This is a genomic window from Pseudomonas marginalis (assembly GCF_008692035.1).
GTDB lineage: Bacteria > Pseudomonadota > Gammaproteobacteria > Pseudomonadales > Pseudomonadaceae > Aquipseudomonas > Aquipseudomonas marginalis.
The window spans coordinates 3,786,083-3,809,738 of the sequence record NZ_VTFG01000001.1 but is presented as its reverse complement, the minus strand read 5'-3'; the positions used below and the strand labels follow the sequence as shown (position 1 = coordinate 3,809,738).

At 59.5% G+C, this 23,656-nt stretch carries 20 protein-coding genes and 1 pseudogene; 18 read left to right on the top strand and 3 right to left on the bottom strand.

Annotated features, from left to right (window positions below):
- Positions 1-7 precede the first annotated feature (7 nt).
- The 10 genes and pseudogenes from argA to FX984_RS33215 all read left to right on the top strand — a co-directional run bounded on the left by argA (position 8) and on the right by FX984_RS33215 (position 10,410).
- Positions 8-1,309 (top strand): amino-acid N-acetyltransferase, encoded by a 1,302-nt coding sequence (gene argA / locus FX984_RS17900; RefSeq protein WP_146476999.1) that lies wholly within the window; start codon positions 8-10, stop codon positions 1,307-1,309.
- A gap of 595 nt (positions 1,310-1,904) precedes the next feature.
- Positions 1,905-3,275 (top strand): OprD family porin, encoded by a 1,371-nt coding sequence (locus FX984_RS17895; RefSeq protein ID WP_092355760.1) that lies wholly within the window; start codon positions 1,905-1,907, stop codon positions 3,273-3,275.
- A gap of 291 nt (positions 3,276-3,566) precedes the next feature.
- The gene (locus FX984_RS17890; protein ID WP_146477001.1) at positions 3,567-4,205 is read left to right on the top strand and encodes a peroxiredoxin; all 639 of its coding nucleotides are present in this window, start codon (positions 3,567-3,569) and stop codon (positions 4,203-4,205) included.
- A gap of 201 nt (positions 4,206-4,406) precedes the next feature.
- The gene (gene ssuE / locus FX984_RS17885) at positions 4,407-5,000 is read left to right on the top strand and encodes an NADPH-dependent FMN reductase (protein WP_027608396.1); all 594 of its coding nucleotides are present in this window, start codon (positions 4,407-4,409) and stop codon (positions 4,998-5,000) included.
- A 99-nt stretch (positions 5,001-5,099) separates the two neighbouring features.
- Positions 5,100-6,068, top strand: a complete 969-nt coding sequence (locus FX984_RS17880) for a sulfonate ABC transporter substrate-binding protein (protein ID WP_027608397.1) — start codon at positions 5,100-5,102, stop codon at positions 6,066-6,068.
- 25 nt (positions 6,069-6,093) lie between these two features.
- The gene (gene ssuD, locus FX984_RS17875) at positions 6,094-7,242 is read left to right on the top strand and encodes an FMNH2-dependent alkanesulfonate monooxygenase (protein ID WP_146477003.1); all 1,149 of its coding nucleotides are present in this window, start codon (positions 6,094-6,096) and stop codon (positions 7,240-7,242) included.
- Between the two features lie 9 nt (positions 7,243-7,251).
- The gene (gene ssuC / locus FX984_RS17870; RefSeq protein WP_027608399.1) at positions 7,252-8,040 is read left to right on the top strand and encodes an aliphatic sulfonate ABC transporter permease SsuC; all 789 of its coding nucleotides are present in this window, start codon (positions 7,252-7,254) and stop codon (positions 8,038-8,040) included.
- Positions 8,037-8,843 (top strand): aliphatic sulfonates ABC transporter ATP-binding protein, encoded by an 807-nt coding sequence (gene ssuB / locus FX984_RS17865; RefSeq protein WP_027608400.1) that lies wholly within the window; start codon positions 8,037-8,039, stop codon positions 8,841-8,843. The genes ssuC and ssuB overlap by 4 nt, the downstream gene beginning before the upstream one ends.
- Before the next feature lie 28 nt (positions 8,844-8,871).
- Positions 8,872-9,087: a TOBE domain-containing protein gene (locus FX984_RS17860; RefSeq protein ID WP_003176783.1), complete on the top strand. Its 216-nt coding sequence runs from the start codon at positions 8,872-8,874 to the stop codon at positions 9,085-9,087.
- A 175-nt stretch (positions 9,088-9,262) separates the two neighbouring features.
- A pseudogene (locus FX984_RS33215) lies at positions 9,263-10,410 on the top strand (integrase core domain-containing protein).
- Between the two features lie 77 nt (positions 10,411-10,487).
- Here FX984_RS33215 and FX984_RS17850 read toward each other — a convergent pair.
- Positions 10,488-11,117: a TetR/AcrR family transcriptional regulator gene (locus FX984_RS17850; protein WP_065924363.1), complete on the bottom strand. Its 630-nt coding sequence runs from the start codon at positions 11,115-11,117 to the stop codon at positions 10,488-10,490.
- Between the two features lie 215 nt (positions 11,118-11,332).
- Positions 11,333-12,709 carry a glutamine synthetase family protein gene (locus FX984_RS17845; protein WP_003213894.1) on the bottom strand — a complete coding sequence of 459 codons (1,377 nt, stop codon included), beginning with the start codon at positions 12,707-12,709 and terminating at the stop codon, positions 11,333-11,335.
- A 597-nt stretch (positions 12,710-13,306) separates the two neighbouring features.
- Between FX984_RS17845 and FX984_RS17835 the strand changes: the two genes are divergently transcribed.
- The 7 genes from FX984_RS17835 (at position 13,307) to FX984_RS17805 (ending at position 21,620) form a co-directional block, all read left to right on the top strand.
- Complete coding sequence (locus FX984_RS17835; RefSeq protein ID WP_003176780.1) at positions 13,307-14,665, top strand: glutamine synthetase family protein; 1,359 nt, start codon at positions 13,307-13,309, stop codon at positions 14,663-14,665.
- Positions 14,666-14,723: 58 nt separating this feature from the next.
- Positions 14,724-16,088: an aspartate aminotransferase family protein gene (locus FX984_RS17830; protein ID WP_027608402.1), complete on the top strand. Its 1,365-nt coding sequence runs from the start codon at positions 14,724-14,726 to the stop codon at positions 16,086-16,088.
- Between the two features lie 181 nt (positions 16,089-16,269).
- The gene (locus tag FX984_RS17825) at positions 16,270-17,364 is read left to right on the top strand and encodes a polyamine ABC transporter substrate-binding protein (RefSeq protein WP_027608403.1); all 1,095 of its coding nucleotides are present in this window, start codon (positions 16,270-16,272) and stop codon (positions 17,362-17,364) included.
- Between the two features lie 154 nt (positions 17,365-17,518).
- The gene (locus FX984_RS17820) at positions 17,519-18,613 is read left to right on the top strand and encodes a polyamine ABC transporter substrate-binding protein (protein ID WP_027608404.1); all 1,095 of its coding nucleotides are present in this window, start codon (positions 17,519-17,521) and stop codon (positions 18,611-18,613) included.
- 66 nt (positions 18,614-18,679) lie between these two features.
- The gene (locus FX984_RS17815; RefSeq protein WP_027608405.1) at positions 18,680-19,822 is read left to right on the top strand and encodes an ABC transporter ATP-binding protein; all 1,143 of its coding nucleotides are present in this window, start codon (positions 18,680-18,682) and stop codon (positions 19,820-19,822) included.
- Complete coding sequence (locus FX984_RS17810) at positions 19,819-20,739, top strand: ABC transporter permease subunit (protein ID WP_027608406.1); 921 nt, start codon at positions 19,819-19,821, stop codon at positions 20,737-20,739. Before FX984_RS17815 ends, FX984_RS17810 begins: the two co-directional genes overlap by 4 nt.
- Entirely contained in the window at positions 20,736-21,620 is an 885-nt protein-coding gene (locus tag FX984_RS17805; protein WP_015886412.1) for an ABC transporter permease subunit, read from the top strand. Before FX984_RS17810 ends, FX984_RS17805 begins: the two co-directional genes overlap by 4 nt.
- A 131-nt stretch (positions 21,621-21,751) precedes the next feature.
- Here the strand turns inward: FX984_RS17805 and FX984_RS17800 are convergent, their stop codons facing one another.
- Complete coding sequence (locus FX984_RS17800; protein ID WP_146478349.1) at positions 21,752-22,393, bottom strand: HD domain-containing protein; 642 nt, start codon at positions 22,391-22,393, stop codon at positions 21,752-21,754.
- A 292-nt stretch (positions 22,394-22,685) separates the two neighbouring features.
- Here FX984_RS17800 and FX984_RS17795 point away from each other — a divergent pair, with 292 nt between their 5' ends.
- Positions 22,686-23,651 (top strand): GlxA family transcriptional regulator, encoded by a 966-nt coding sequence (locus FX984_RS17795; protein ID WP_065948772.1) that lies wholly within the window; start codon positions 22,686-22,688, stop codon positions 23,649-23,651.
- The last annotated feature ends 5 nt before the right edge of the window (positions 23,652-23,656 follow it).

The window sequence follows — 23,656 nt, the reverse complement described above, 5'->3', positions numbered from 1 at the left end:
AGGTTCCATGCCCGACTACGTTAATTGGCTTCGTCACGCTTCGCCCTACATCAACGCCCACCGCGACTGCACCTTTGTGGTCATGTTGCCCGGCGACGGTGTGGATCATCCGAACTTCGGCAATATCGTCCACGACCTGGTGCTGCTCCACAGCCTGGGCGTGCGTCTGGTGCTGGTGCACGGTTCGCGCCCACAGATCGAAGCGCGCCTTGAAGCGCGTGGCCTGGTCCCGACTTACCATGAAGGCATGCGCATCACCGATGCCGCGACGCTGGAGTGTGTGATCGACGCGGTCGGCCACCTGCGTATCGCCATCGAAGCGCGCTTGTCGATGGACATGGCCTCGTCGCCGATGCAGGGCTCGCGCCTGCGGGTGGCCAGCGGCAACCTGGTGACGGCGCGGCCTATCGGCGTGCTTGAAGGCGTGGATTACCACCACACCGGCGAAGTGCGCCGGGTCGACCGCAAGGGCATCAATCGCCTGCTGGATGAGCGCTCCATTGTGCTGCTGTCGCCCCTGGGCTATTCGCCTACGGGGGAGATCTTCAACCTGGCCTGCGAAGACGTCGCCACCCGCGTCGCCATCGACCTGGGGGCGGACAAGCTGCTGCTGTTCGGCGCTGATCTCGGCCTGATCGATGAAAATGGCCGCCTGGTCCGCGAATTGCGCCCGCAACAAGTACCGGCACACCTGCAACGCCTGGGCAGCAGCAACTACCAGTCCGAATTGCTTGATGCAGCGGCCGAGGCTTGCCGGGGCGGGGTAGGGCGCAGCCACATTGTCAGCTACGCCGAAGACGGTGCCTTGCTCACCGAACTGTTCACCCGCGATGGCGGCGGCACGCTGGTGGCCCAGGAGCAATTCGAACGGGTGCGCGAGGCGGCGATTGAAGACGTCGGCGGCTTGCTCGACCTGATCAGCCCCCTGGAAGAACAGGGCATCCTGGTGCGCCGTTCGCGGGAAGTGCTCGAGCGTGAGATCGAGCAGTTCAGCGTGGTTGAGCGCGAAGGCATGATCATCGCGTGTGCGGCGTTGTATCAGATCGCCGATTCGGACGCGGGTGAACTGGCTTGCCTGGCGGTGAACCCGGAGTATCGCCATGGCGGGCGGGGTGATGAGCTGCTGGAGCGTATCGAAACCCGTGCCCGGGCGCAGGGGTTGAAGACGCTGTTCGTACTTACCACGCGGACTGCCCACTGGTTCCGTGAGCGCGGCTTTGTGCCGAGCAGCGTGGATCGCCTGCCCTCGGCACGGGCCTCGCTGTACAACTACCAGCGTAACTCGAAGATTTTCGAGAAGGCCTTGTAGAACCCTACCCCCAATTCACCGGGCAGGCTCGTGTAGGAGCCTGCCGTCACGCACGACTAAAGTTTAAGCATTCTTGATCTGACGCCGATAACAGGTGGGCGGCTATGGATAGAGTGTGGGCGCTTGCAAAACCTGAATCGTCGAATGGGCGGCTTTGACAGCAAAAGAAACGATTAGTGACACAAAAACTGTAACAAATTGACGGGAGGATGTGCCTTTGGCCATGATGGCGTCGCCTTTTTGATCGTGGGTGACGTATGCAACAGCGCGGCCACACTAATCGATCTAAAAAAGCTCTAACAAATACCCTTTAGGAATTAGCTTGTGTGGCGAGTGGTCTATGCTGGCCTGTCCACGTCACGGAAAGTCTTATTCCTGAATCGTATGAAAAAGAATGAAATAATTCTTTTTGGGTGTATGAAAAACTCATTACCCTGCAGGGACCAAATCAACGGTGGTTAGACGAAGGTAGTAGACACACAAGGTTACGATTGACTTGTCAGTCACTATCCGGTGCTAATCGCGCATCTGTGGATCGAGGGCGTCAGACCCGAGACCAAAGAAATACAAAAATTAGAAACGAGAGGAGCGGTACATGAAGAAGTCCACCTTGGCACTGTCTGTAGCTTTGGGCGTAATCGCTCAGCAAGCAGGCGCTGCCGGTTTCATCGAAGACAGCCACGCCACACTGAGTGCGCGTAACTTTTACATCAACACCGATAACCGTGATGGCCACCCATCGTCGACCTCGAACACCCGCAGCAAGAACGCTGAATGGGGCCAAGGCTTCGACCTGCGTTTCATCTCGGGTTACACCCAAGGTACCGTTCAGTTCGGCGTTGATGCGATCGGCCTGTACGGCGTGCGCCTGGATTCGAGTCGTGCTGAACACGGTAACTACAACGGCACCGCATCTGGCGGTACTGTGTTCCCGAGCGATGGCAACACGGCTGTTAACGATTTCGCCAGCCTGGGCGTGACCGGCAAGGTCAAGATCTCCCAAACCGAACTGAAGTTGGGCACCCTGCAGCCTAAGTTGCCGGTTATCGTGACCAACGATGGTCGTCTGCTGCCGCAGACCTTCCAAGGTGGCCAGATCACTACCAACGACATCAAGGATTTGACCTTGGTTGCTGGTCAGGTGGAAAAGGCCAAGGGTCGTAACTCCAGCAACAACGAAAACCTGTCGATTGGTGGTGCCAACGGTAGCTCCAACTACAACACAGGCACTTTCGTTAACAAGTTCTACTATGCGGGTGGTGACTACAAACTCACCAAAGACCTGACCGCCCAGTACTACTACGGCAACCTGGAAGACTTCTACAAGCAGCACTTCCTGGGCCTGACTCACAACTGGGCAATCGGCCCGGGCGTTTTGAAGTCTGACCTGCGTTATTTCAACAGCTCCGACGATGGTAAAAACGGCAACACCCCTGCTTACTACAGCAGCGGTAACTACAACGGTTTCAGCGGCGGCAAAGGTAAGGTTGATAACAACCTGTACAGCGGCCTGTTCCTGTACACCGTTGCCGGCCACACTTTCGGTGGTGGTTACCAGGTCAGCAACGGCAGCAGCGACTTCCCTTGGTTGAACCAGGGCGACGGTTCGTCGGCTTACCTGACGACTGACATGCAGATCCAGAAGTTTGCCCGCGCCGGCGAGCGTACCTGGCAAGCTCGCTACGCTTACGACTTCGCTAAAGTTGGCGTACCTGGCCTGACTGCTGGTGTCGTTTACCTCAAGGGTAGCGACATCGACACCGTAGGCACCAACGCTGGTCGTACTGAAATCACCGGTCAATCCGAGTGGGAACGTGACATCACCGTTGCTTACGTGATTCCAGAAGGCCCGCTGAAAAACCTTGGCGTTGCCTGGAAAAACGCTATGTGGCGCACCGACCTGGCGAACACCCGTTCCCAGGACGAAAACCGCCTGATCGTCAGCTACTCGCTGCCACTGTTCTAGTCGCGTGAAGCTGTTGTAAGACCGTAAAACCTTGCCCGGCGCACGCCGGGCAAGGTGTCTTGCTTTTCAAGTCGGGCTAAACCCCCGCAAGCCCTTCCTGAACCCCTCTTTGTACAGCGTCTCAAGGCCTTCTCGAACCTTGGAAACGATGTTGCGCCTCGCCCTTTCCCGCGTCCAATGAACAGATTTTTAATATTCCTTTATCGTCTAGATAAATCGATATTTATTCTTTTTAAATAATCCGCAATCCATGCACAGTGGGCTCCATAAGCACTCACCAGGAGCCACACCATGAGCCTAAGACTGGGCGATATCGCCCCCGACTTCGAACAGGATTCCAGCGCCGGCAAGATTCGTTTCCACGAATGGCTGGGCGACAGCTGGGGTGTGTTGTTTTCCCACCCGGCGGACTTCACCCCGGTGTGCACCACGGAGCTGGGCTTCACCGCCAAGCTCAAGGACGAGTTCGCCAAGCGCGGCGTCAAGGCCATCGCCCTGTCGGTGGACCCGGTGGATTCGCACCACAAGTGGATCGAAGACATCAACGAAACCCAGGCCACCGTCGTCAACTTCCCGATCCTGGCTGACGCCGACCGCAAGGTTTCGGACCTCTACGACCTGATCCACCCGAATGCCAGTGACACCCTCACCGTGCGTTCCTTGTTCGTGATCGACCCGAACAAGAAGATCCGCCTGACCATCACCTACCCGGCCAGCACCGGCCGTAACTTCCACGAAATCCTGCGGGTCATCGACTCGCTGCAACTGACCGACAACTACAAAGTCGCCACCCCCGCCAACTGGCAGGACGGTGATGAGGTGGTGATCGTGCCGTCACTCAAGGATGAGGAAGAGATCAAGAAGCGCTTTCCGAAGGGCTATCGGGCGATGAAGCCGTATTTGCGGCTTACTCCACAGCCCAATCGTTGAAACTGACTCACAGCAGGGGTTTTCAGGCCGTTTCTACGGCCTTTTTTTTCGCCTGGCGACCTACAAACCTCATATGCATTTAAAGAATAAACAAATGAAAAAATAAGATTTATAGATATATGAATCTGCTGATAAGGTCTGTTCCATCTTGGCGCCATCGCCACACAGCGAACCGCCGGCACTTGCTCAAGGAATTCCTGCATGTTGGTCGTAACACTTGGAGGCAGTCCCAGCCAGCGTTCCCGCTCCGGGGTCTTGCTGGAAAAAACCCGTCAGTGGTTGCAAGACAAAGGCGTTGAAGTGGTGAGTTACCAGATACGGGACTTCCCGGCTGAAGACTTGCTGCATGCACGCTTCGACAGCCCCAAGGTCATCGACCTGCTGCAACAGGTGGCTAACGCGGATGGCCTGGTGATCGCCACGCCGGTGTACAAGGCTTCGTTCTCCGGTGCGTTGAAAACCGTGCTCGACCTGCTGCCGGAGCGCGCCCTGGCCCACAAGGTTGTGTTGCCGATGGCGACCGGCGGCAGCATCGCTCACATGCTGGCGGTGGATTACGCCTTGAAGCCGGTATTGTCGGCCCTCAAAGCCCAGGAGCTGCTCCACGGCATCTTTGCCGAAGACAGCCAGATCGCCTACGGCGAAGGCAGTGCCCAGGCACAACTGGTACCGGTCCTCGAACACCGTTTGCACGAGGCCCTGGAGACGCTTTACGGCGCCATGGCCCGTCGTCCGAAACCGTTGGACCCGCATGTGTTGAATGAACGTTTGTTGAGTGCTCGCTGGAGCATTTAAGTCAGCCTCACCGCTATATAGATGTACTCACCTTACTCAGCCGCCAACGGCCAAGCAGGTGCAGCCAACCCCCTCATCGCACTATTTGGAGAGAGCGCCATGCGCACTGTCATCTTGCGTCGTGGTCTGGTCGCACTGTTTGCTGCGGCTGTGTCCTTCGGCGCCATTGTTCAGGCCCAAGCCGCCGAGACCCTGCGGATCGGTTACCAGAAATACGGCACCCTGGTGCTGCTCAAGGCCAAGGGCACCCTGGAAAAACGCCTGGCCGCCCAAGGTGTGCAGGTGCAATGGACCGAGTTTCCCGGCGGTCCGCAACTGCTCGAAGGCCTGAACGTGGGTTCCATCGACTTCGGTGTCACCGGCGAAACCCCGCCGGTCTTCGCCCAGGCTGCCGGTGCCGACCTGCTCTACGTGGCCTACGAGCCGCCAGCGCCCACCAGTGAAGCGATCCTGGTGCCGAAAGACTCGACGATCAAATCGGTGGCCGAGCTCAAGGGCAAGAAAGTCGTGCTCAACAAAGGCTCCAACGTGCACTACCTGCTGGTGCGTGCCCTGGAAGACGCCGGCCTGAAATACACCGACGTGCAGACCGTGTTCCTGCCGCCCGCCGATGCCCGTGCCGCCTTCGAGCGTGGCAGCGTGGATGCGTGGGTGATCTGGGACCCGTACCAGGCCGCCGCCGAGAAACAACTGCAAGCGCGCACCCTGCGTGACGGCACCGGCATCGCCGACAACCACCAGTTCTACCTGGCCACCAAGCCGTACGCCGAAAAGCATCCGGAAGTGGTCAAGGCGCTGATCGAAGAAGTGCGCGCGGTGGGCGAGTGGTCCAAGGCCAACCCCCAGGAAGTGACCGAGCAAGTCGCGCCGCTGCTGGGCCTGCCGGCCGACATCACCCTGACCTCGGTGAAACGCCAGGGCTACGGCGCGCTGTTCCTGACCCCGGAAGTGGTGGCGGCCCAGCAGAAAATCGCCGACAGCTTCTACCAACTCAAATTGATCCCCAAGCCCTTGAGCATCAAGGACGTGATCTGGACGCCACCGGCTGCCGTGGCTAAAGCGCCGTAATCCGATTTCTTCAGGAGACAACTCCATGAGCCTCACTATTTTCTGGTTCCTGCCTACCCACGGCGACGGCCATTACCTTGGCACCGCCGAAGGCGCTCGCGCCGTCGACCACGGTTATCTGCAGCAAGTGGCCCAGGCCGCTGACCGCCTGGGATTCGGCGGGGTGCTGATCCCCACCGGTCGCTCCTGCGAAGACTCGTGGCTGGTGGCCGCCTCGCTGATCCCGGTGACCCAGCGTTTGAAATTCCTTGTCGCGCTGCGCCCCGGGATCATTTCCCCGACGGTGGCGGCGCGCCAGGCCGCGACCCTGGACCGCCTGTCCGGCGGCCGCGCGCTGTTCAACCTGGTGACTGGTGGTGACCCGGAAGAGCTGGCCGGCGATGGCTTGTTCCTCAGTCACGAAGAGCGCTACCAGGCTTCGGTGGAGTTCACCCGCATCTGGCGCCGCGTGCTGGAAGGCGAAACCGTGGATTACGACGGCGAGCACATCAGCGTCAAAGGCGCCAAGTTGCTCTACCCGCCGATCCAGCAACCGCGCCCGCCGCTGTACTTCGGCGGTTCCTCCGAAGCGGCCCAGGACCTCGCCGCCGAACAAGTGGAGATGGTGCTGACCTGGGGCGAGCCACCGGCCGCCGTCGCCGAGAAGATCGAGCAGGTGCGGGCCAAGGCGGCGAAACTCGGGCGCACCGTGCGCTTCGGCATTCGTCTGCATGTGATCGTGCGCGAAACCAACGAAGAAGCCTGGAAATCCGCCGACAAACTGATCTCCCATCTGGACGACGACACCATCGCCCGTGCCCAGGCTTCCCTGGCGCGCTTCGATTCTGTCGGCCAGCAGCGCATGGCGGCCTTGCATGGCGGTAACCGCGACAACCTGGAAGTCAGCCCCAACCTGTGGGCCGGCGTCGGCCTGGTGCGTGGCGGTGCGGGCACCGCGCTGGTGGGCGATGGCCCGACGGTTGCCGAGCGGGTCAAGGAGTACGCAGCGCTGGGCATCGACACCTTTATCTTCTCCGGTTATCCACACCTGGAAGAATCGTATCGGGTCGCCGAGCTGCTGTTCCCGCACCTGGATATCGAACGTCCCGAGCTGCCGAAAAGCGCCGGTTACGTAAGCCCGTTCGGCGAAATGGTCGCCAACGACATCCTTCCCAAAGCTGCGTCACAGAGCTGAGGCGGCGCCATGAACCTGGAAAAATTGAGCCATCGCGTGGCGCCCTGGGTGCTGCCGATTCTATTGCTGGCGGTGTGGCAGTTGTCGGTGTCGGCGGGTTGGTTGTCGACACGCATCCTGCCGGCGCCCAGCGCGGTGATTGAGGCTGGGGTCAACCTGGTGCGCAGCGGCGAAATCTGGACGCACCTGGCTATCAGTGGCTGGCGTGCCGGCCTGGGCTTTGTGATCGGTGGCAGCATCGGCCTGGCGCTGGGGTTTATCACCGGCCTGTCGACGTGGGGCGAACGCCTGCTGGACAGCTCGGTGCAGATGATCCGCAACGTGCCGCACCTGGCGCTGATTCCGCTGGTGATCCTGTGGTTCGGCATCGACGAGACCGCGAAGATTTTCCTGGTGGCCCTCGGCACGCTGTTTCCAATCTACCTGAACACCTACCACGGCATCCGCAACGTCGACCCGGCGCTGGTGGAAATGTCGCGCAGCTACGGCTTGTCCGGTTTCAGCCTGTTCTGGCAAGTGATCCTGCCGGGTGCGCTGCCGTCGATCCTGGTGGGCGTGCGCTTTGCCCTGGGCTTTATGTGGCTGACGCTGATCGTGGCGGAAACCATCTCTGCCAGCTCCGGCATTGGTTACCTGGCGATGAACGCCCGCGAATTCCTGCAAACCGACGTGGTGGTATTGGCCATCGTGATGTACGCCATCCTCGGCAAGCTGGCCGATTTGGCCGCGCGCGGTCTGGAGCGTGTATGGCTGCGCTGGCACCCGGCTTACCAAGTGAATAAAGGAGGTGCGGCATGACCGCTCAACAACCTCCGCGCCTGCTGAAGGGGATTCCCCTGGCGGTGCGCAAATTGCGCAAGGCCTTCGGCGCGCGGGAAGTACTCAAGGAAATCGATCTGCACATTCCGGCGGGCCAGTTCGTGGCCGTGGTCGGTCGCAGTGGCTGCGGTAAAAGTACCTTGCTGCGCCTGTTGGCCGGCCTGGACAAAGCCAGCGGCGGCGAGCTGCTGGCCGGTTCGGCTCCGCTGAGCGAGGCGATTGAAGACACGCGCTTGATGTTCCAGGAAGCGCGCCTGCTGCCGTGGAAAAAGATCATCGACAACGTCGGCCTGGGCCTCAAAGGCAACTGGCGCCCTAAAGCCTTGGAAGCCCTGGAAGCGGTAGGCCTGGCCGAGCGTGCCAATGAGTGGCCGGCGGCCTTGTCCGGTGGCCAGAAGCAGCGTGTGGCCCTGGCTCGTGCCTTGATCCACCAGCCGCGCCTGCTGCTGCTCGACGAACCGCTGGGCGCCCTGGACGCCCTGACCCGTATCGAGATGCAGCAACTGATCGAAAACCTCTGGCAAAAACACGGCTTCACCGTGTTGCTGGTAACCCATGACGTCAGCGAAGCCGTGGCCATTGCCGACCGGGTGATCCTGATCGAAGACGGCGAAATCGGCCTCGACCTGATCGTCGATCTGCCGCGCCCACGGGCCCGAGGCTCACATCGCCTGGCCGCACTGGAAGCGCAAGTACTTAACCGTGTGCTGTCGTTGCCCGGCACACCGCCGGAACCCGAACCTGTTTCACCGCTGCCTACGCAATTGCGTTGGGCTCAATAACTCACTTGTCCTACGAAGGAAGTCCACCATGACTATTAAAGCCATCAACGTGCGTAACCAGTTCAAAGGCACCATCAAGGAAATCGTCGTCGGCGACGTGCTGTCGGAAATCGACGTGCAGACCGCGTCCGGTATCGTCACTTCCGTGATCACCACCCGCTCGGTCAAAGAGCTGGAACTGGTGATTGGCAGCGAAGTGATTGCCTTTGTGAAATCCACCGAGGTGTCGATTGCCAAGTTGTGATTTGCGTCGCTCTTGAGGCTCTCATCGGGGTGTAGCCCCCTCCCACATATTGATCTGTGAGCACATTCAAAATGTGGGAGGGGGCTTGCCCCGGTACAAACCGGGGACATCGTTTACATTTCTAACCGGGGACATGGTTTACAGGCTAATACGCATGATCAGGAGGTAACTGATCATGCCCTGGAACCAAGAGTCCCCCATGAATCAAAGAATCAAGCTGGTAGCTGATTGGCTTTCTGGCAACTTCACTAAAAGCCAGTTGGCACGCCGCTTTGACGTTAGCCGACCTACCGTCGATAAGTGGATTGCCCGGCACGACGGCGATTTGAGGTCTTTATCCGAACTGTCCCGGCGACCTCACAACAGCCCAAATAAAACCGACGACGAGATTTTGGCCCGTGTAGTCGCGATGAAGGAGGCTCACGATAAATGGGGGCCGAAAAAGCTTCTCGAGCTATTACGGCTGGAAGATCCCTCCGTCACCTGGCCCTCTCCAAGTACGGCCGGTCAATGGCTTGACCGACTTGGGCTCGTCAAAAAGCGGCGCTTCAAACGCCGACACAGCATTTCCCACGCACAAATGCGAAAGGCCGACGAACCTAACAAGACGTGGTGTGCTGACTACAAAGGGCAGTTCAAGATGCTTAATGCTCAGATGTGCTTCCCTTTGACCGTCACAGACCATGCGACGCGGCTGATTTTAGCGTGTAGGGCCCATCCCAAGATCATGACCCAGCCGTAAAACAGGCCTTTGAGAGGCTTTTTCAGGAGTACGGCATGCCGGAAGTTATCCGTTCAGACAACGGGGTACCGTTCGCCTCTCCTGGCCTGGCAAGAATCTCCACACTGGCAGTTTGGTGGATTCGGCTGGGTATTTATCCCGAGCGAACCATGCCGGGAAGACCCGCCCAGAATGGTCGCCATGAACGAATGCACCGTAGCTTGAAACTTGAGTTGCCCTTAGGGAAAAACTTAGTCGAGCAGCAGCTTTTGCTGGAGCATTTCAGGCATGAGTTTAATTACGTACGCCCTCACGAAGCGCTCGGCATGAAAAGTCCGGGAGACTTGTATGTGCCGTCCACCCGAATTTATCCAGGATGCTTGCCCGATGTGGAATATCCGGCAGAAATGAAAGTTCGAAGCGTCAGGCAGGACGGATCGATCAAGTGGAACGGCAAGTTGGTATTTATCAGCGAGGCGCTGTCCGGGGAAAGGATAGGGCTCAAAGAAGCTGAAGATGATGCTTGGGATTTGTACCTGTGTGATTATCCCTTGGGGAGGCTTGGACGAGGTATGACCCGCGTCCAGGCCTCAAATGTGTAAACGATGTCCCCGGTTTCAGATGTAAACGATGTCTACGGTTCTACACCCCGATGAGGCCGGCCCAGCCAACCCAGGATTCAGCGCTTAGGCAGATACGCCGGCAAATACAGCCCCACATACGCATCAAACACCCGCATCCCTTCCTCAGCCATACGCGGCGTAATCAGCCCATGCTGATGCACCGAACGCGCATACACGCGATCACTCAATTCCAACGCCAGCGCAAACACATCCACATCGGTTGGCAAGCTCGGCACTTCAAAGTGGCGGTCGAACACTTCCAGCATCAAATCCCCCAGCTCCAGATCATGCTGGCGGTCCGCCTGGGTCACTTCGGTCAGCCCGTGCTGGGCCAGGATCAACTGGCGCGCGGCGGCGTCGTTGCTGTAGATGGTCAGCATGCGCTGTTCGACGATGTAGGACAGGTCGCGCCAATGCTTGAGTGAATCATGCTCGATGGGGGCCTGGATGGCGCAGCGGAAGGCTGCATGTATATCGGCGGTCAGTGCCTCCAGCAGCGCCGGCACACTGGCGAAAAAGTGATACACCGACGACGGCGGAATCTGCGCGCGCTCGGCCACGCTGTAGATCGACAAACTCGCCACGCCTTCGGCGGCCAGCAAGGTGCGGGCGGCATCGAGAATCGCGTCGATCCGTGCCTGGCTGCGGGCGCGGGGTTTGCGAGGGGCGGCGGGGCGGGTGGGCATGGAAGTCTCCTACAAGGCAGCGGGCATTGTACGCAGAGCCTGGGGATGATCCATACCGCTTGTTGGGGTGAGCGGGCTTGCCCCGCGCTGGGCTGCGAAGCGGCCCCCATAAAAAACGCCGAGTTCCTTCAGAAAGAACTCGGCGTCTGTGTTTGGGGCTGCTACGCAGCCCAGCGCGGGGCAAGCCCGCTCACCACAGTCAATGCAGCCGTCGTTTAGACGGTATGCAGGTACCAGTTGTACTCAAGGTCGGAGATGGAGTGTTCGAACTCTTCCAGCTCACTTTCCTTACAGGCGACGAAGATATCGATGTATTTAGGATCGATGTACTTGGCCATCACCTCGCTGTCGTCCAACTCGCGCAGGGCATCGCGCAGGTTGTTCGGCAGGCTCTGTTCGTTCTGCTCGTAGCTGTTGCCTTCCACGGGGGCGCCCGGCTCGATCTTGTTGGTCAGGCCGTGGTGCACGCCTGCAAGGACCGAAGCCATCAGCAGGTAAGGGTTGGCGTCGGCACCGGCCACACGGTGTTCGATACGTACGGCGTCGGACGAGCCGGTCGGTACGCGAATCGCCACGGTGCGGTTGTCCAGGCCCCAGCACGGCGAGTTCGGCACGTAGAACTGTGCGCCGAAACGACGGTAGGAGTTGACGTTAGGGCACAGGAATGCCATTTGGGCGGGTAGGGTCTCGAGCACACCGCCGATCGCGTGACGCAATGCGGCGTTCTGCTCGGGATCCTCGCTGGCAAAGATGTTCTTGCCGTCCTTGTCCAGGATCGAGATGTGTACGTGCAAACCGTTGCCTGCCTGGCCTGGGTAAGGCTTGGCCATGAAGGTGGTATCCATCTCATGGTCGTAGGCGATGTTCTTGATCAGGCGCTTGAGCAGTACCGCGTAGTCGCAGGCCTTGATCGGGTCGGCCACGTGGTGCAGGTTCACTTCGAACTGCGCCGGGGCACTTTCCTTGACGATGGCGTCGGCCGGGATGCCTTGCTCTTTGGCACCTTCCAGGATGTCCTGGAGGCAGTCGACGTATTCGTCGAGGTCGTCGATCAGGTAGACCTGTGTCGAGTGCGGGCGTTTGCCGGAGATCGGCGAGCGGGGCGGTTGTGGGCGGCCGTTCACGTTCTCCTGGTCGATCAGGTAGAACTCAAGCTCGAAGGCGGCGCAGATGGTCAGACCGAGGTCGTCAAACTTGCTTACAACTTGGCGGAGCACTTCGCGCGGATCGGCGAAGAAAGGTTCACCTTCAAGTTCGTGCATGGTCATCAGCAGTTGCGCGGTAGGGCGCTTTTGCCAGGGTTCATTGCACAGGGTGTCAGGGATCGGATAACAGATTCGGTCAGCATCACCGATGTCCAGGCCCAGGCCGGTGCTTTCCACCGTCGAGCCATTGATATCCAGGGCAAATAAAGAGGCAGGCAGGTTAATGCCCTTCTCGTAAACCTTGTGGAGGCTGGTGCGTTCGATGCGCTTACCGCGCACCACACCATTCATATCCGCAATTAGAAGGTCTACGTACAGAACCTCAGGATGATCCTTAAGGAACGCGTTCGCTTCGTTAAGCTGAACGGCACGCGGGGGTACCGACATGATGCAACACCTTTGTTGTTAAAAATATCAATCATTGATCTTTTCTGGTTTCAGTCAACCTGAACGGCATGCCGAAGTCAAGCGAGGCCTTTTTTGCCCTAAAAAAGCGCCGTGACCGCACTTTTGGGGCTTTTTGGGGCGGTTTTTTCGGTTTGACCGGCTTGGGACTCGCAGGCTTGAGCGGGCCGTGTTGTATTTTTTACGGGGGTGTTGTGTAAAAAAATGAACAAGGCTAAGCTCGATTCAAACCCATAACAGCAATAATACCGGGGTGCTTCATGTCTCGCCTGCCGCCAATCGGCGTCTCAGCCTGCTTCAGCCAGGCTTTGTCCGCAGTCCGTTCGTCCCGCGTGAATGCCCACGCACCGGCCAATATTCTTGACGGCCCATCCGCTCTCTTTTTTGCCTCCTCGACTGCCACTGACCGGCTGCCATCCGCGCGACCGCTCATGATTCTGCACGACTTTGGCTTGAGGAATGCAACGCTGCAGCAAATGGCAGGTAAGCTCCTACCCTGAACGAAAAAACGACGCGGATGCTGCGTCAACCAACGCCTGGCCTTTAATGGATGCCAGGAAACCCAGCCCAGAGGCATTTATGAGTAACAACCTCGACCAGCTCACCGATTGGTTGAAAGACCACAAGATCACAGAAGTCGAATGCATGATTGGCGACCTGACCGGTATCACCCGGGGCAAGATCTCGCCGACCAACAAGTTCATCGCCGAAAAAGGCATGCGCCTGCCCGAGAGCGTTCTGTTGCAGACCGTGACCGGCGACTATGTCGAAGACGACATCTATTACGAATTGCTCGACCCGGCAGACATCGACATGATCTGCCGCCCCGACCAGAACGCGGTGTTCCTGGTGCCCTGGGCCATCGAGCCGACCGCCCAGGTGATCCACGACACCTACGACAAGCAAGGCAACCCGATCGAGCTGTCGCCGCGCAACGTGCTCAAGAAAGTCCTCAAGCTCTACGCCGACAAAGGCTGGCAGCCCATCGTGGCGCCGGAGATGGAGTTCTACCTGACCAAACGCTGCGAAGACCCGGACTTCCCGCTGCAACCGCCGATCGGTCGGTCCGGGCGCCCGGAGACCGGCCGCCAGTCCTTCTCTATAGAAGCCGCCAACGAATTCGACCCGCTGTTCGAAGACGTCTACGACTGGTGCGAGCTGCAGGAGCTGGACCTCGACACCCTGATCCATGAAGACGGCACGGCGCAGATGGAAATCAACTTCCGTCACGGCGATGCCCTGTCCCTGGCGGACCAGATCCTGGTGTTCAAGCGCACCATGCGTGAAGCCGCGCTCAAGCACGACGTGGCGGCCACCTTCATGGCCAAGCCGATGACCGGCGAGCCGGGCAGCGCCATGCACCTGCACCAGAGCATCATCGACATCGCCACCGGCAAGAACGTCTTCTCCAATGAAGACGGGACCATGAGCCAGCTGTTCCTCAACCACATTGGCGGCCTGCAGAAGTTCATCCCTGAGTTGCTGCCGCTGTTTGCCCCCAACGTGAACTCGTTCCGCCGCTTCCTGCCCGACACCTCGGCGCCGGTGAACGTGGAGTGGGGCGAAGAAAACCGCACCGTCGGCCTGCGCGTACCGGATGCCGGCCCGCAGAACCGTCGCGTGGAAAACCGCCTGCCGGGCGCCGACGCCAACCCGTACCTGGCGATTGCCGCCAGCCTGCTGTGTGGCTACATCGGCATGGTCGAAGGCCATAACCCCAGCGCCCCGGTGGTGGGGCGTGGTTACGAGCGCCGCAACCTGCGCCTGCCGTTGACCATCGAAGACGCCCTGGAACGCATGGAAAACAGCAAGACCATCGAGAAATACCTGGGTCAGAAATTCATCACAGGCTACGTCGCGGTCAAGCGGGCCGAGCATGAAAACTTCAAGCGCGTGATCAGTTCGTGGGAGCGGGAATTCCTGCTCTTCGCCGTCTGATGCGCCGGGCGCACGGGGCAACCCGTGCGCCCTTCACTGAAAAGTCTAGGAGATTGGTATGTCCAGCAACAACCCGCAAACCCGTGAATGGCAAGCCTTGAGCAGTGATCACCACCTGGCGCCGTTCAGCGACTTCAAGCAATTGAAAGAGAAAGGCCCACGGATCATCACCAAAGCCCACGGCGTTTACCTGTGGGACAGCGAAGGCAACAAGATCCTCGACGGCATGGCCGGCCTTTGGTGCGTGGCGATCGGTTACGGTCGCGATGAACTGGCCGACGCCGCCGCCAGGCAGATGAAAGAACTGCCGTACTACAACCTGTTCTTCCAGACCGCTCACCCACCTGTACTGGAGCTGGCCAAGGCGATTGCCGACATCGCGCCTGCCGGCATGAACCATGTGTTCTTCACCGGTTCCGGCTCCGAAGGCAACGACACCATGTTGCGCATGGTCCGCCACTATTGGGCGATCAAGGGCCAGCCGAACAAGAAAACCATCATCAGCCGCAAGAATGGCTACCACGGCTCCACTGTGGCTGGCGCCAGCCTGGGCGGCATGACCTATATGCATGAACAGGGCGACTTGCCGATCCCGGGCATCGTCCATATCGCCCAGCCGTACTGGTTCGGCGAAGGCGGCGACATGAGTCCTGAAGAGTTCGGGATCTGGGCCGCCAACCAACTGGAAGAGAAGATCCTCGAGCTGGGCGTGGACAATGTCGGTGCTTTTATTGCCGAGCCGATCCAGGGCGCCGGTGGCGTGATCGTGCCGCCGGACAGCTACTGGCCGCGCATCAAGGAAATCCTTGCCAAGTACGACATCCTGTTTGTGGCCGACGAAGTGATTTGCGGTTTCGGCCGTACCGGTGAGTGGTTCGGTAGCGATTTCTACGACCTCAAGCCCCATATGATGACCATCGCCAAGGGCCTGACCTCGGGCTACATCCCCATGGGCGGCCTGATCGTGCGCGACGACGTGGTGGCCGTGCTCAACGAAGGCGGTGATTTCAACCACGGTTTCACCTACTCCGGTCACCCGGTGGCTGCGGCCGTGGCCCTGGAAAACATCCGCATCATGCGCGATGAAAAAATCGTTAACCGCGTCCACGACGAAACGGCACCGTATTTGCAGAAACGTCTGCGGGAGCTGGCGGATCACCCGTTGGTGGGTGAAGTGCGCGGTGTCGGCATGCTCGGTGCAATTGAGCTGGTTCAGGACAAGGCGACGCGCAAGCGTTACGAGGGCCGGGGCGTAGGCATGATCTGCCGAACCTTCTGCTTCGAGAATGGCCTGATCATGCGCGCCGTGGGCGACACCATGATCATTTCGCCGCCTCTGGTGATCAGCAAGGCTGAAATCGACGAACTGGTGACCAAGGCTCGTCAGTGCCTGGACCTGACTTTGGCGGCATTGCAGGGCTAAGTGCTAGGCTCAGTGCGCAGCGCACCGGGCAGTTATAAATGCAGGGGCTTTGGTTGAAAGCCGGCCCCTGAACTTGCCAGACTGTCGCCCTGTTTTGCTGCCCTCTGGAAGGGTCGCTGAACATAAAAGAACGTGGCCCAAAAAAGAAAAATTGGAGCATCACCAAATGAAGGCATTAGGTTTGAAGAACGCTGGCAAGACCCTCCTCGCCTTGTCCCTGATGGGCGCAATGGCGGGCGCGGTCCAGGCCGACGATAAAGTGCTGCACGTCTACAACTGGTCCGACTACATTGCACCGGACACCATCGCCAACTTTGAAAAAGAGTCGGGCATTAAAGTGGTGTACGACGTTTTTGACAGCAACGAGACACTCGAAGCCAAGTTGCTGGCAGGCAAGTCCGGCTACGACATCGTCGTACCGTCGAACAACTTCCTCGCCAAGCAGATCAAGGCCGGTGTCTACCAGGAGCTGGACAAGTCCAAGCTGTCCAACTATGGCAACCTGAACACCTCCCTGCTTAAAGCCGTGTCGGTCAGCGACCCGGACAACAAGCACGCTTTCCCGTACATGTGGGGTTCGATCGGCATCGGCTACAACCCGGACAAGGTCAAGGCCGCGCTGGGCGTGGACAAGATCGATTCGTGGGACGTGCTGCTCAAGCCGGAAAACATCGCCAAGCTCAAAAGCTGCGGCGTGAGCTTCCTCGATTCGCCGACCGAAATGCTGCCGATCGCGCTGCATTACCTGGGCCTGCCAACCGACAGCCAGAAGAAGACCGACCTCAAGCAAGCCGAAGACCTGTTCCTGAAAATCCGTCCTTCGATCGGCTACTTCCACTCGTCCAAGTACATCTCCGACCTGGCCAACGGCAACATCTGCGTAGCCGTGGGTTACTCGGGTGACATCCAGCAGGCCAAGTCCCGCGCGGCTGAAGCCGGTGGCAAGGTCAAGGTGGCCTACGACATTCCGAAAGAAGGTGCCGGTAGCTTCTTCGACATGGTCGCCATCCCTAAAGATGCCGAAAACGTCGATGCCGCTTATAAGTTCATGAACTACCTGCTCAAGCCGGAAGTCATGGCTTCGATCACCAACAGCGTGCGTTTCCCGAACGGTAACGAGAAGGCCACCGCACTGGTCGACAAAGACATCACCAATGACCCGGGCATCTACCCGCCAGCGGATGTGCAAGCCAAGCTCTACGCCATTGCGGACTTGCCGGCTGCGACCCAGCGTGAAATGACACGCAGCTGGACCAAGATCAAATCCGGTAAATAAACCGGCCTTCGTTAACCACCGCGCAGCCCGCGGTGGTTAATGAAACAAATAAATGACAGAAAGTTTTGCCGGATCGGTTTATCGAGGGTAAGTTGCGCGCCGGTTTTGTTGCCGGGCAACAACTTTGGGCCCAACTATTTAAGAGGACCTCCACTTGCCAATTTCTTTGTTTCGCCAAGCCTTGCTGGTAGGTGCAGGTCTCACGCTGGCTGTCAGCGTGCAGGCCGCACCGACCGTGCATATTTATAACTGGTCGGATTACATCGGTCCCGACACCCTGGCCAACTTCGAAAAAGCCACCGGCATCAAGCCCGTGTATGACGTGTTTGATTCCAACGAAACCCTGGAAGGCAAGTTACTGGCCGGGCGTACCGGCTATGACGTGGTCGTGCCGTCCAACCATTTCCTTGGCAAGCAGATCAAGGCCGGGGCGTTCCAGAAACTCGATAAGTCGCTGCTGACTCATTACGCCAACCTGGACCCTGTGCTGCTCAAGCGCCTGGAGAAGAACGACCCGGGCAACCAGTACGCCGTGCCGTACCTGTGGGGTACCAACGGAATCGGTTACAACGTCGACAAAGTGAAGGAAGTGCTGGGTGTCGACAAGATCGACTCCTGGGCCGTGCTGTTCGAACCGGAAAACATGAAGAAACTGGCCACCTGCGGTGTGTCGTTCATGGACTCGGCGGATGAAATGCTGCCGGCGGTGCTCAACTACATGGGCCTGGACCCTAACAGCACCAACCCTGAAGACTACAAGAAGGCCGAGGAAAAGCTGCTCAAAGTGCGGCCCTACGTGACCTACTTCCATTCTTCCAAATATATCTCCGACCTGGCCAACGGCAACATCTGCGTGGCCGCCGGGTTCTCCGGCGATGTATTCCAGGCCAAGGCTCGTGCAAGCGAAGCGGGCAAAGGCGTGAACATCGCCTACGCAATTCCGAAGGAAGGCGGCAACCTGTGGTTTGACGTGCTGGCGATCCCCAAGGACGCCACCAACATCAAGGAAGCCCACGCCTTCATCAACTATTTACTGCAATCTGAGGTGATCGCCCAGGTCAGTGACACCGTCGGTTACGCCAACCCTAACCCAGGGGCGGACAAACTGATGGAGCAATCGATACGCACCGACGAAGCGGTTTACCCACCGCAGGCGGTTCTCGACCGGACATTCGTCAACTTCGAGCTACCCCCGAAAGTGCAACGTCTAATGACCCGTAGCTGGACCAAGGTCAAGACGGGCAAGTAAGGCTCAAACTATCCAAGGTTCGCCCGCTTCGGGCGAACTGTACTCTTTTTTTTGGGAGTTTCGTAAATGGCAGTTGCCTCCGGCGCCTATAAGAAAGCCCTCGAGGGCGACCAGACACCGAAAAAGGTGCTGGTCAAAATCGACCGGGTCACGAAGAAGTTCGACGAGACGATTGCCGTGGACGATGTGTCCCTGGAAATCAAGAAAGGCGAGATCTTCGCCTTGCTCGGCGGTTCGGGTTCGGGCAAGTCCACCCTGCTGCGCATGCTCGCAGGCTTCGAGCGCCCGACAGAAGGTCGGATTTACCTCGACGGCGTGGACATCACCGACATGCCGCCCTACGAGCGGCCGATCAACATGATGTTCCAGTCCTACGCCTTGTTCCCCCACATGACCGTGGCGCAGAACATTGCGTTCGGCCTGCAACAGGACAAGATCCCCAAGGCCGAGGTCGATGCCCGCGTGGCCGAAATGCTCAAGCTGGTCCAGATGAGCCAGTACGCCAAGCGCAAGCCGCACCAGTTGTCTGGTGGCCAGCGTCAGCGGGTGGCGCTGGCCCGCTCCCTGGCCAAGCGCCCGAAACTGCTGCTGCTCGATGAGCCCATGGGCGCCCTCGACAAGAAGCTGCGCTCGCAGATGCAACTGGAACTGGTGGAGATCATCGAGCGCGTCGGCGTGACCTGCGTGATGGTGACGCACGATCAGGAAGAGGCCATGACCATGGCCGAGCGCATCGCGATCATGCACCTGGGCTGGATCGCCCAGATCGGCAGCCCGATCGACATCTACGAGACGCCGACCAGCCGCCTGGTGTGCGAATTCATCGGTAACGTCAACATCTTCGACACCCAAGTGGTGGATGACGCCGAAGGTCACGCGGTGCTCAAGTGCCCGGACCTGGACCGCGACATCTACGTGGGCTACGGCATCGCCACCTCGGTGGAAGACAAGTCGGTGACCTATGCCATCCGCCCGGAAAAACTGCTGGTCACCACCGAAATGCCGACCTGCGAGCACAACTGGTCCAGCGGCAAGGTGCACGACATCGCCTACCTGGGCGGCCACTCGGTGTTCTACGTCGAGCTGCCAAGCGGCAAGCTGGTGCAGTCCTTCGTCGCCAACGCCGAACGCCGTGGCCAGCGCCCAACCTGGGGTGACCAGGTCTACGTGTGGTGGGAAGACGATAGCGGCGTGGTACTGCGCACATGAACATGAAGAAGCTCAAGCGGCGCTTGCACCGCATCGTCCCCAGCGGCAAGCAGGTGGTCATCGGGATTCCGTTCCTGTGGCTGTTCCTGTTTTTCGCCTTGCCGTTTTTCATCGTCCTGAAAATCAGCTTCGCCGAAGCCGACGTGGCGATCCCGCCGTACACCGAGATCTACACCTACGTCGAGCAGAAGCTGCAGGTGGTGCTGAACCTGGCCAACTACAGTTTGCTGGCAGGTGATGAGCTGTACATCGCGGCGTACCTGGGCTCGCTGAAGATGGCGTTCTTCAGCACGCTGCTGTGCCTGCTGATCGGCTACCCGATGGCCTATGCCATTGCCACCGCGCGCAAAGAGATGCAGACCGTGCTGGTGCTGCTGATCATGATGCCGACCTGGACCGCGATCCTGATCCGCGTGTATGCGTGGATGGGCATCCTCAGCAACAACGGCCTGCTCAATGGCTTCCTGATGTCCATGGGGTTGATCAACGAACCGCTGCAGATCCTCAACACCAACATCGCGGTGTATATCGGCGTGGTGTATTCGTACCTGCCGTTCATGATCCTGCCGCTGTACGCCAACCTGGTGAAGCATGACCAGAGCCTGCTGGAAGCCGCATCGGACCTGGGTTCGAGCACCTTCAACAGCTTCTGGAAAATCACCGTGCCGCTGTCCAAGAACGGCATCATCGCCGGCTGCATGCTGGTGTTTATCCCGGTGGTGGGCGAGTTCGTGATCCCGGAACTGCTCGGCGGCCCGGAAACCCTGATGATCGGTAAAGTGTTGTGGCAAGAATTCTTCAACAACCGTGACTGGCCGGTGGCGTCTGCCCTGGCGGTAGTGATGCTGGCGATCCTGATCGTGCCCATCATTCTGTTTAACCGCAGCCAAGCCAAAGAGATGGAGGGCAAGATATGAAGCGCGTCAGTTTCTCAAGCTTCATGCTGGTGGCGGGGTTGTTGTTCATCTACCTGCCGATGCTGATCCTGGTGATCTACTCGTTCAACGAATCCAAGCTGGTGACGGTGTGGGGCGGTTGGTCGATCAAGTGGTACGTGGGCCTGTTGGACAATACCCAGTTGATGGGCTCGGTGGCACGTTCCCTGGAAATCGCCTGCTACACGGCGGTGGCCGCCGTGGCCCTGGGTACGTTGGCGGCGTTTGTGCTGACGCGCATCAGCCAGTTCAAGGGCCGCACGCTGTTCGGCGGCCTGGTGACCGCGCCGTTGGTGATGCCGGAAGTGATCACCGGTCTGTCGCTGCTGCTGCTGTTCGTGGCCATGGCGCAGATGATCGGCTGGCCTCAGGAGCGTGGCATCGTCACCATCTGGATCGCCCACACCACGTTCTGTGCCGCTTATGTGGCGGTGGTGGTATCGGCGCGCCTGCGTGAGCTGGACCTGTCGATCGAAGAGGCGGCGATGGACCTGGGTGCACGGCCGTGGAAGGTGTTCTTCCTGATCACCATCCCGATGATCGCGCCGTCGCTGGCGGCGGGCGGCATGATGTCGTTCGCACTGTCCCTGGATGACCTGGTACTGGCCAGCTTCGTGTCGGGGCCGGGTTCGACGACATTGCCGATGGAAGTGTTCTCGGCGGTACGCCTGGGGGTTAAACCCGAGATCAACGCCGTGGCCAGCCTGATTCTGCTGGCAGTGTCGCTGGTGACCTTCCTGGTGTGGTTCTTCAGCCGGCGTGCCGAAGAAATGCGCAAGAAAGCGATCCAGCAGGCGATTGAAGAAGCTGCTGCCGATGGCTGGCAGCAGCCGGACAAGCGTCGGGCTCCAGCGCCGGTCTAAAGGTCTGTGCGGTCCAAATGTGGGAGGGGGCTTGCTCCCGATGGCGGTGGGTCAGTCAATAGATGCAGTGACTGACACTCAGCAATCGGGGGCAAGCCCCCTCCCACAGTTTTGACCGCATTCCAGATTGGCTATGCAGCCCACGGCGACGTGCGAATCACCTCGACAAAATTCATCGGCTTGAACCCCGGTTCCTGATCCACCAGCACATCGGTCTTCACGTTGCCGAACGTGGTCTGCGGGCGATGGCGCAAGCCGTCGGCAAACGCGCAGATGATGCACTCCTTGAACCCTTCACCGCGTGGATGCGCATGCACCACGGCTTCGCGCTGCACGCTGCTGAACGCGGCGTAGTCCATGCCCAGCACGTCCATTTCCACACCGGCGGTCACCAATGCCACGGTCGGGCGCAGGTGCTGCGGCACGCCCGGCGTGGTGTGCAGGGCGATAGACAGCCACACCTGTTCGATATCGTCGTCGCTCAGCCCGTAAGGCTTGAGGAAGGCCGCGGCGGCGTTGGCGCCGTCCACTTCGAAACGCTGGTCATCACTGCGATGGCCTGCCACCAGGCCCAGGTCATGGAACATGGCGCCGACGTAGAGCAGTTCCGGGTTGTAGGCCAGTTGCTTGCGCTCACCGCTCAATGCGCCGAACAGAAACACCCGGCGGGAGTGGTGGTAGAGCAGGTCGGACTCAATGTCGCGGATGTATTCGGTGGTGGCCCTGGCCAGGGCGCTGTCCGGGATCTTGATACCGGCGATGGTGGTGGTCATGGTGGTTCTCCTCTGGAAAGCAGTCAGTTTGGTCGCTGGTCGGTGCAGCGACCATCGCGGTGAGAGCGCGATCCCGGCCAATGTGCCGACACATCGTGCCAAGCAGAAATCGACTAGGGTGTAGCGGGCGATATCACTCTGGAAGCCTGCGAAAATCCCAGTGTGGGAGGGGGCTTGCTCCCGATTGCTGAGTACCAGGCACTGCATCTGCTGACTGATACAGCGCCATCGGGAGCAAGCCCCCTCCCACAGGGTTTGCATTTTATTCCGCTAGAAAAAGGTGTCTGTGAGCATGCACAAGACCGTCGCGATCCTGATCTTCCCCGGCGTCCAGTCACTGGATGTGACCGGTCCCATGGACGTGTTCTACGAGGCCAACCGCTTTCTGGTGCCTGAAGATCATTACCAGTTGGAAGTGATAGGTTTAGGCCACGGCACGATGGCGGCTTCCAATGGCCTGTCACTCCAGGCCCATAATCATTACAGCGAAGCCCTGCAGGCCTATGACCTGCTGCTGGTCGCGGGCGGCCCGCAGTTACCCTTCGAGGACTTCGGCGCTCCGTTCGATGATTGGCTGCGTGGCGCCACCGCCCGGGCGCGACGGTTTGGCTCAATCTGCAACGGGGCCTTCATGCTGGCGCGCGCCGGATTGCTGGACGGAAAAACCGTCACCACTCATTGGAACGACGCCGCCGACCTGGCGCGTCTGTGCCCCTCGGCCCAGATCGAAGCCGACCGCCTCTACGTACAGGACGGCAACCTCTACACCTCGGCGGGCGTCACGGCAGGCATCGACCTGTCGCTGTACCTGCTGGCCCAGGACCACGGCCCGGAAGTGGCGTTGAGCGTGGCCAAGCGCCTGGTGGTGTTCACCCAGCGCTCGGGCGGGCAGTCGCAGTTCAGCCCGTTTCTCACGCCCCACGCCGAAACCACCTCGGCGGTGGCGCTGGTGCAGTTATACGTATTGGCGAACCTGACCGGCGACCTGACCATCGCCGACCTGGCCAAGGCCGCCAACATGAGCGCGCGCAACTTCTCCCGGGTGTTTGCCCGTGAGGCGCGGATTACGCCAGCGGAGTTTGTCGAACGGGCGCGGGTGGATGCTGCGCGGGTGATGCTCGAAAGTACGCATGCGCCGCTGAAAACCGTGGCCTATCAATGCGGGTTTCGCGATGCCCAGCACATGCGCAGCGTGTTCAACCGCCGGCTGGGTGTGACGCCGCAACAGTTCCGGCTCAATTTTGCGGCACCGGTCTAAGCCCC

Excerpts from the sequence above, each read along its gene's own strand:
- argA (WP_146476999.1), top strand. The coding sequence starts at position 8 with ATGCCCGACTACGTTAATTGGCTTCGTCACGCTTCGCCCTACATCAAC.
- FX984_RS17895 (WP_092355760.1), top strand. The coding sequence starts at position 1,905 with ATGAAGAAGTCCACCTTGGCACTGTCTGTAGCTTTGGGCGTAATCGCT.
- FX984_RS17890 (WP_146477001.1), top strand. The coding sequence starts at position 3,567 with ATGAGCCTAAGACTGGGCGATATCGCCCCCGACTTCGAACAGGATTCC.
- ssuE (WP_027608396.1), top strand. The coding sequence starts at position 4,407 with ATGTTGGTCGTAACACTTGGAGGCAGTCCCAGCCAGCGTTCCCGCTCC.
- FX984_RS17880 (WP_027608397.1), top strand. The coding sequence starts at position 5,100 with ATGCGCACTGTCATCTTGCGTCGTGGTCTGGTCGCACTGTTTGCTGCG.
- ssuD (WP_146477003.1), top strand. The coding sequence starts at position 6,094 with ATGAGCCTCACTATTTTCTGGTTCCTGCCTACCCACGGCGACGGCCAT.
- ssuC (WP_027608399.1), top strand. The coding sequence starts at position 7,252 with ATGAACCTGGAAAAATTGAGCCATCGCGTGGCGCCCTGGGTGCTGCCG.
- ssuB (WP_027608400.1), top strand. The coding sequence starts at position 8,037 with ATGACCGCTCAACAACCTCCGCGCCTGCTGAAGGGGATTCCCCTGGCG.
- FX984_RS17860 (WP_003176783.1), top strand. The coding sequence starts at position 8,872 with ATGACTATTAAAGCCATCAACGTGCGTAACCAGTTCAAAGGCACCATC.
- FX984_RS17850 (WP_065924363.1), bottom strand. The coding sequence starts at position 11,117 with ATGCCCACCCGCCCCGCCGCCCCTCGCAAACCCCGCGCCCGCAGCCAG.
- FX984_RS17845 (WP_003213894.1), bottom strand. The coding sequence starts at position 12,709 with ATGTCGGTACCCCCGCGTGCCGTTCAGCTTAACGAAGCGAACGCGTTC.
- FX984_RS17835 (WP_003176780.1), top strand. The coding sequence starts at position 13,307 with ATGAGTAACAACCTCGACCAGCTCACCGATTGGTTGAAAGACCACAAG.
- FX984_RS17830 (WP_027608402.1), top strand. The coding sequence starts at position 14,724 with ATGTCCAGCAACAACCCGCAAACCCGTGAATGGCAAGCCTTGAGCAGT.
- FX984_RS17815 (WP_027608405.1), top strand. The coding sequence starts at position 18,680 with ATGGCAGTTGCCTCCGGCGCCTATAAGAAAGCCCTCGAGGGCGACCAG.
- FX984_RS17810 (WP_027608406.1), top strand. The coding sequence starts at position 19,819 with ATGAACATGAAGAAGCTCAAGCGGCGCTTGCACCGCATCGTCCCCAGC.
- FX984_RS17805 (WP_015886412.1), top strand. The coding sequence starts at position 20,736 with ATGAAGCGCGTCAGTTTCTCAAGCTTCATGCTGGTGGCGGGGTTGTTG.
- FX984_RS17800 (WP_146478349.1), bottom strand. The coding sequence starts at position 22,393 with ATGACCACCACCATCGCCGGTATCAAGATCCCGGACAGCGCCCTGGCC.
- FX984_RS17795 (WP_065948772.1), top strand. The coding sequence starts at position 22,686 with ATGCACAAGACCGTCGCGATCCTGATCTTCCCCGGCGTCCAGTCACTG.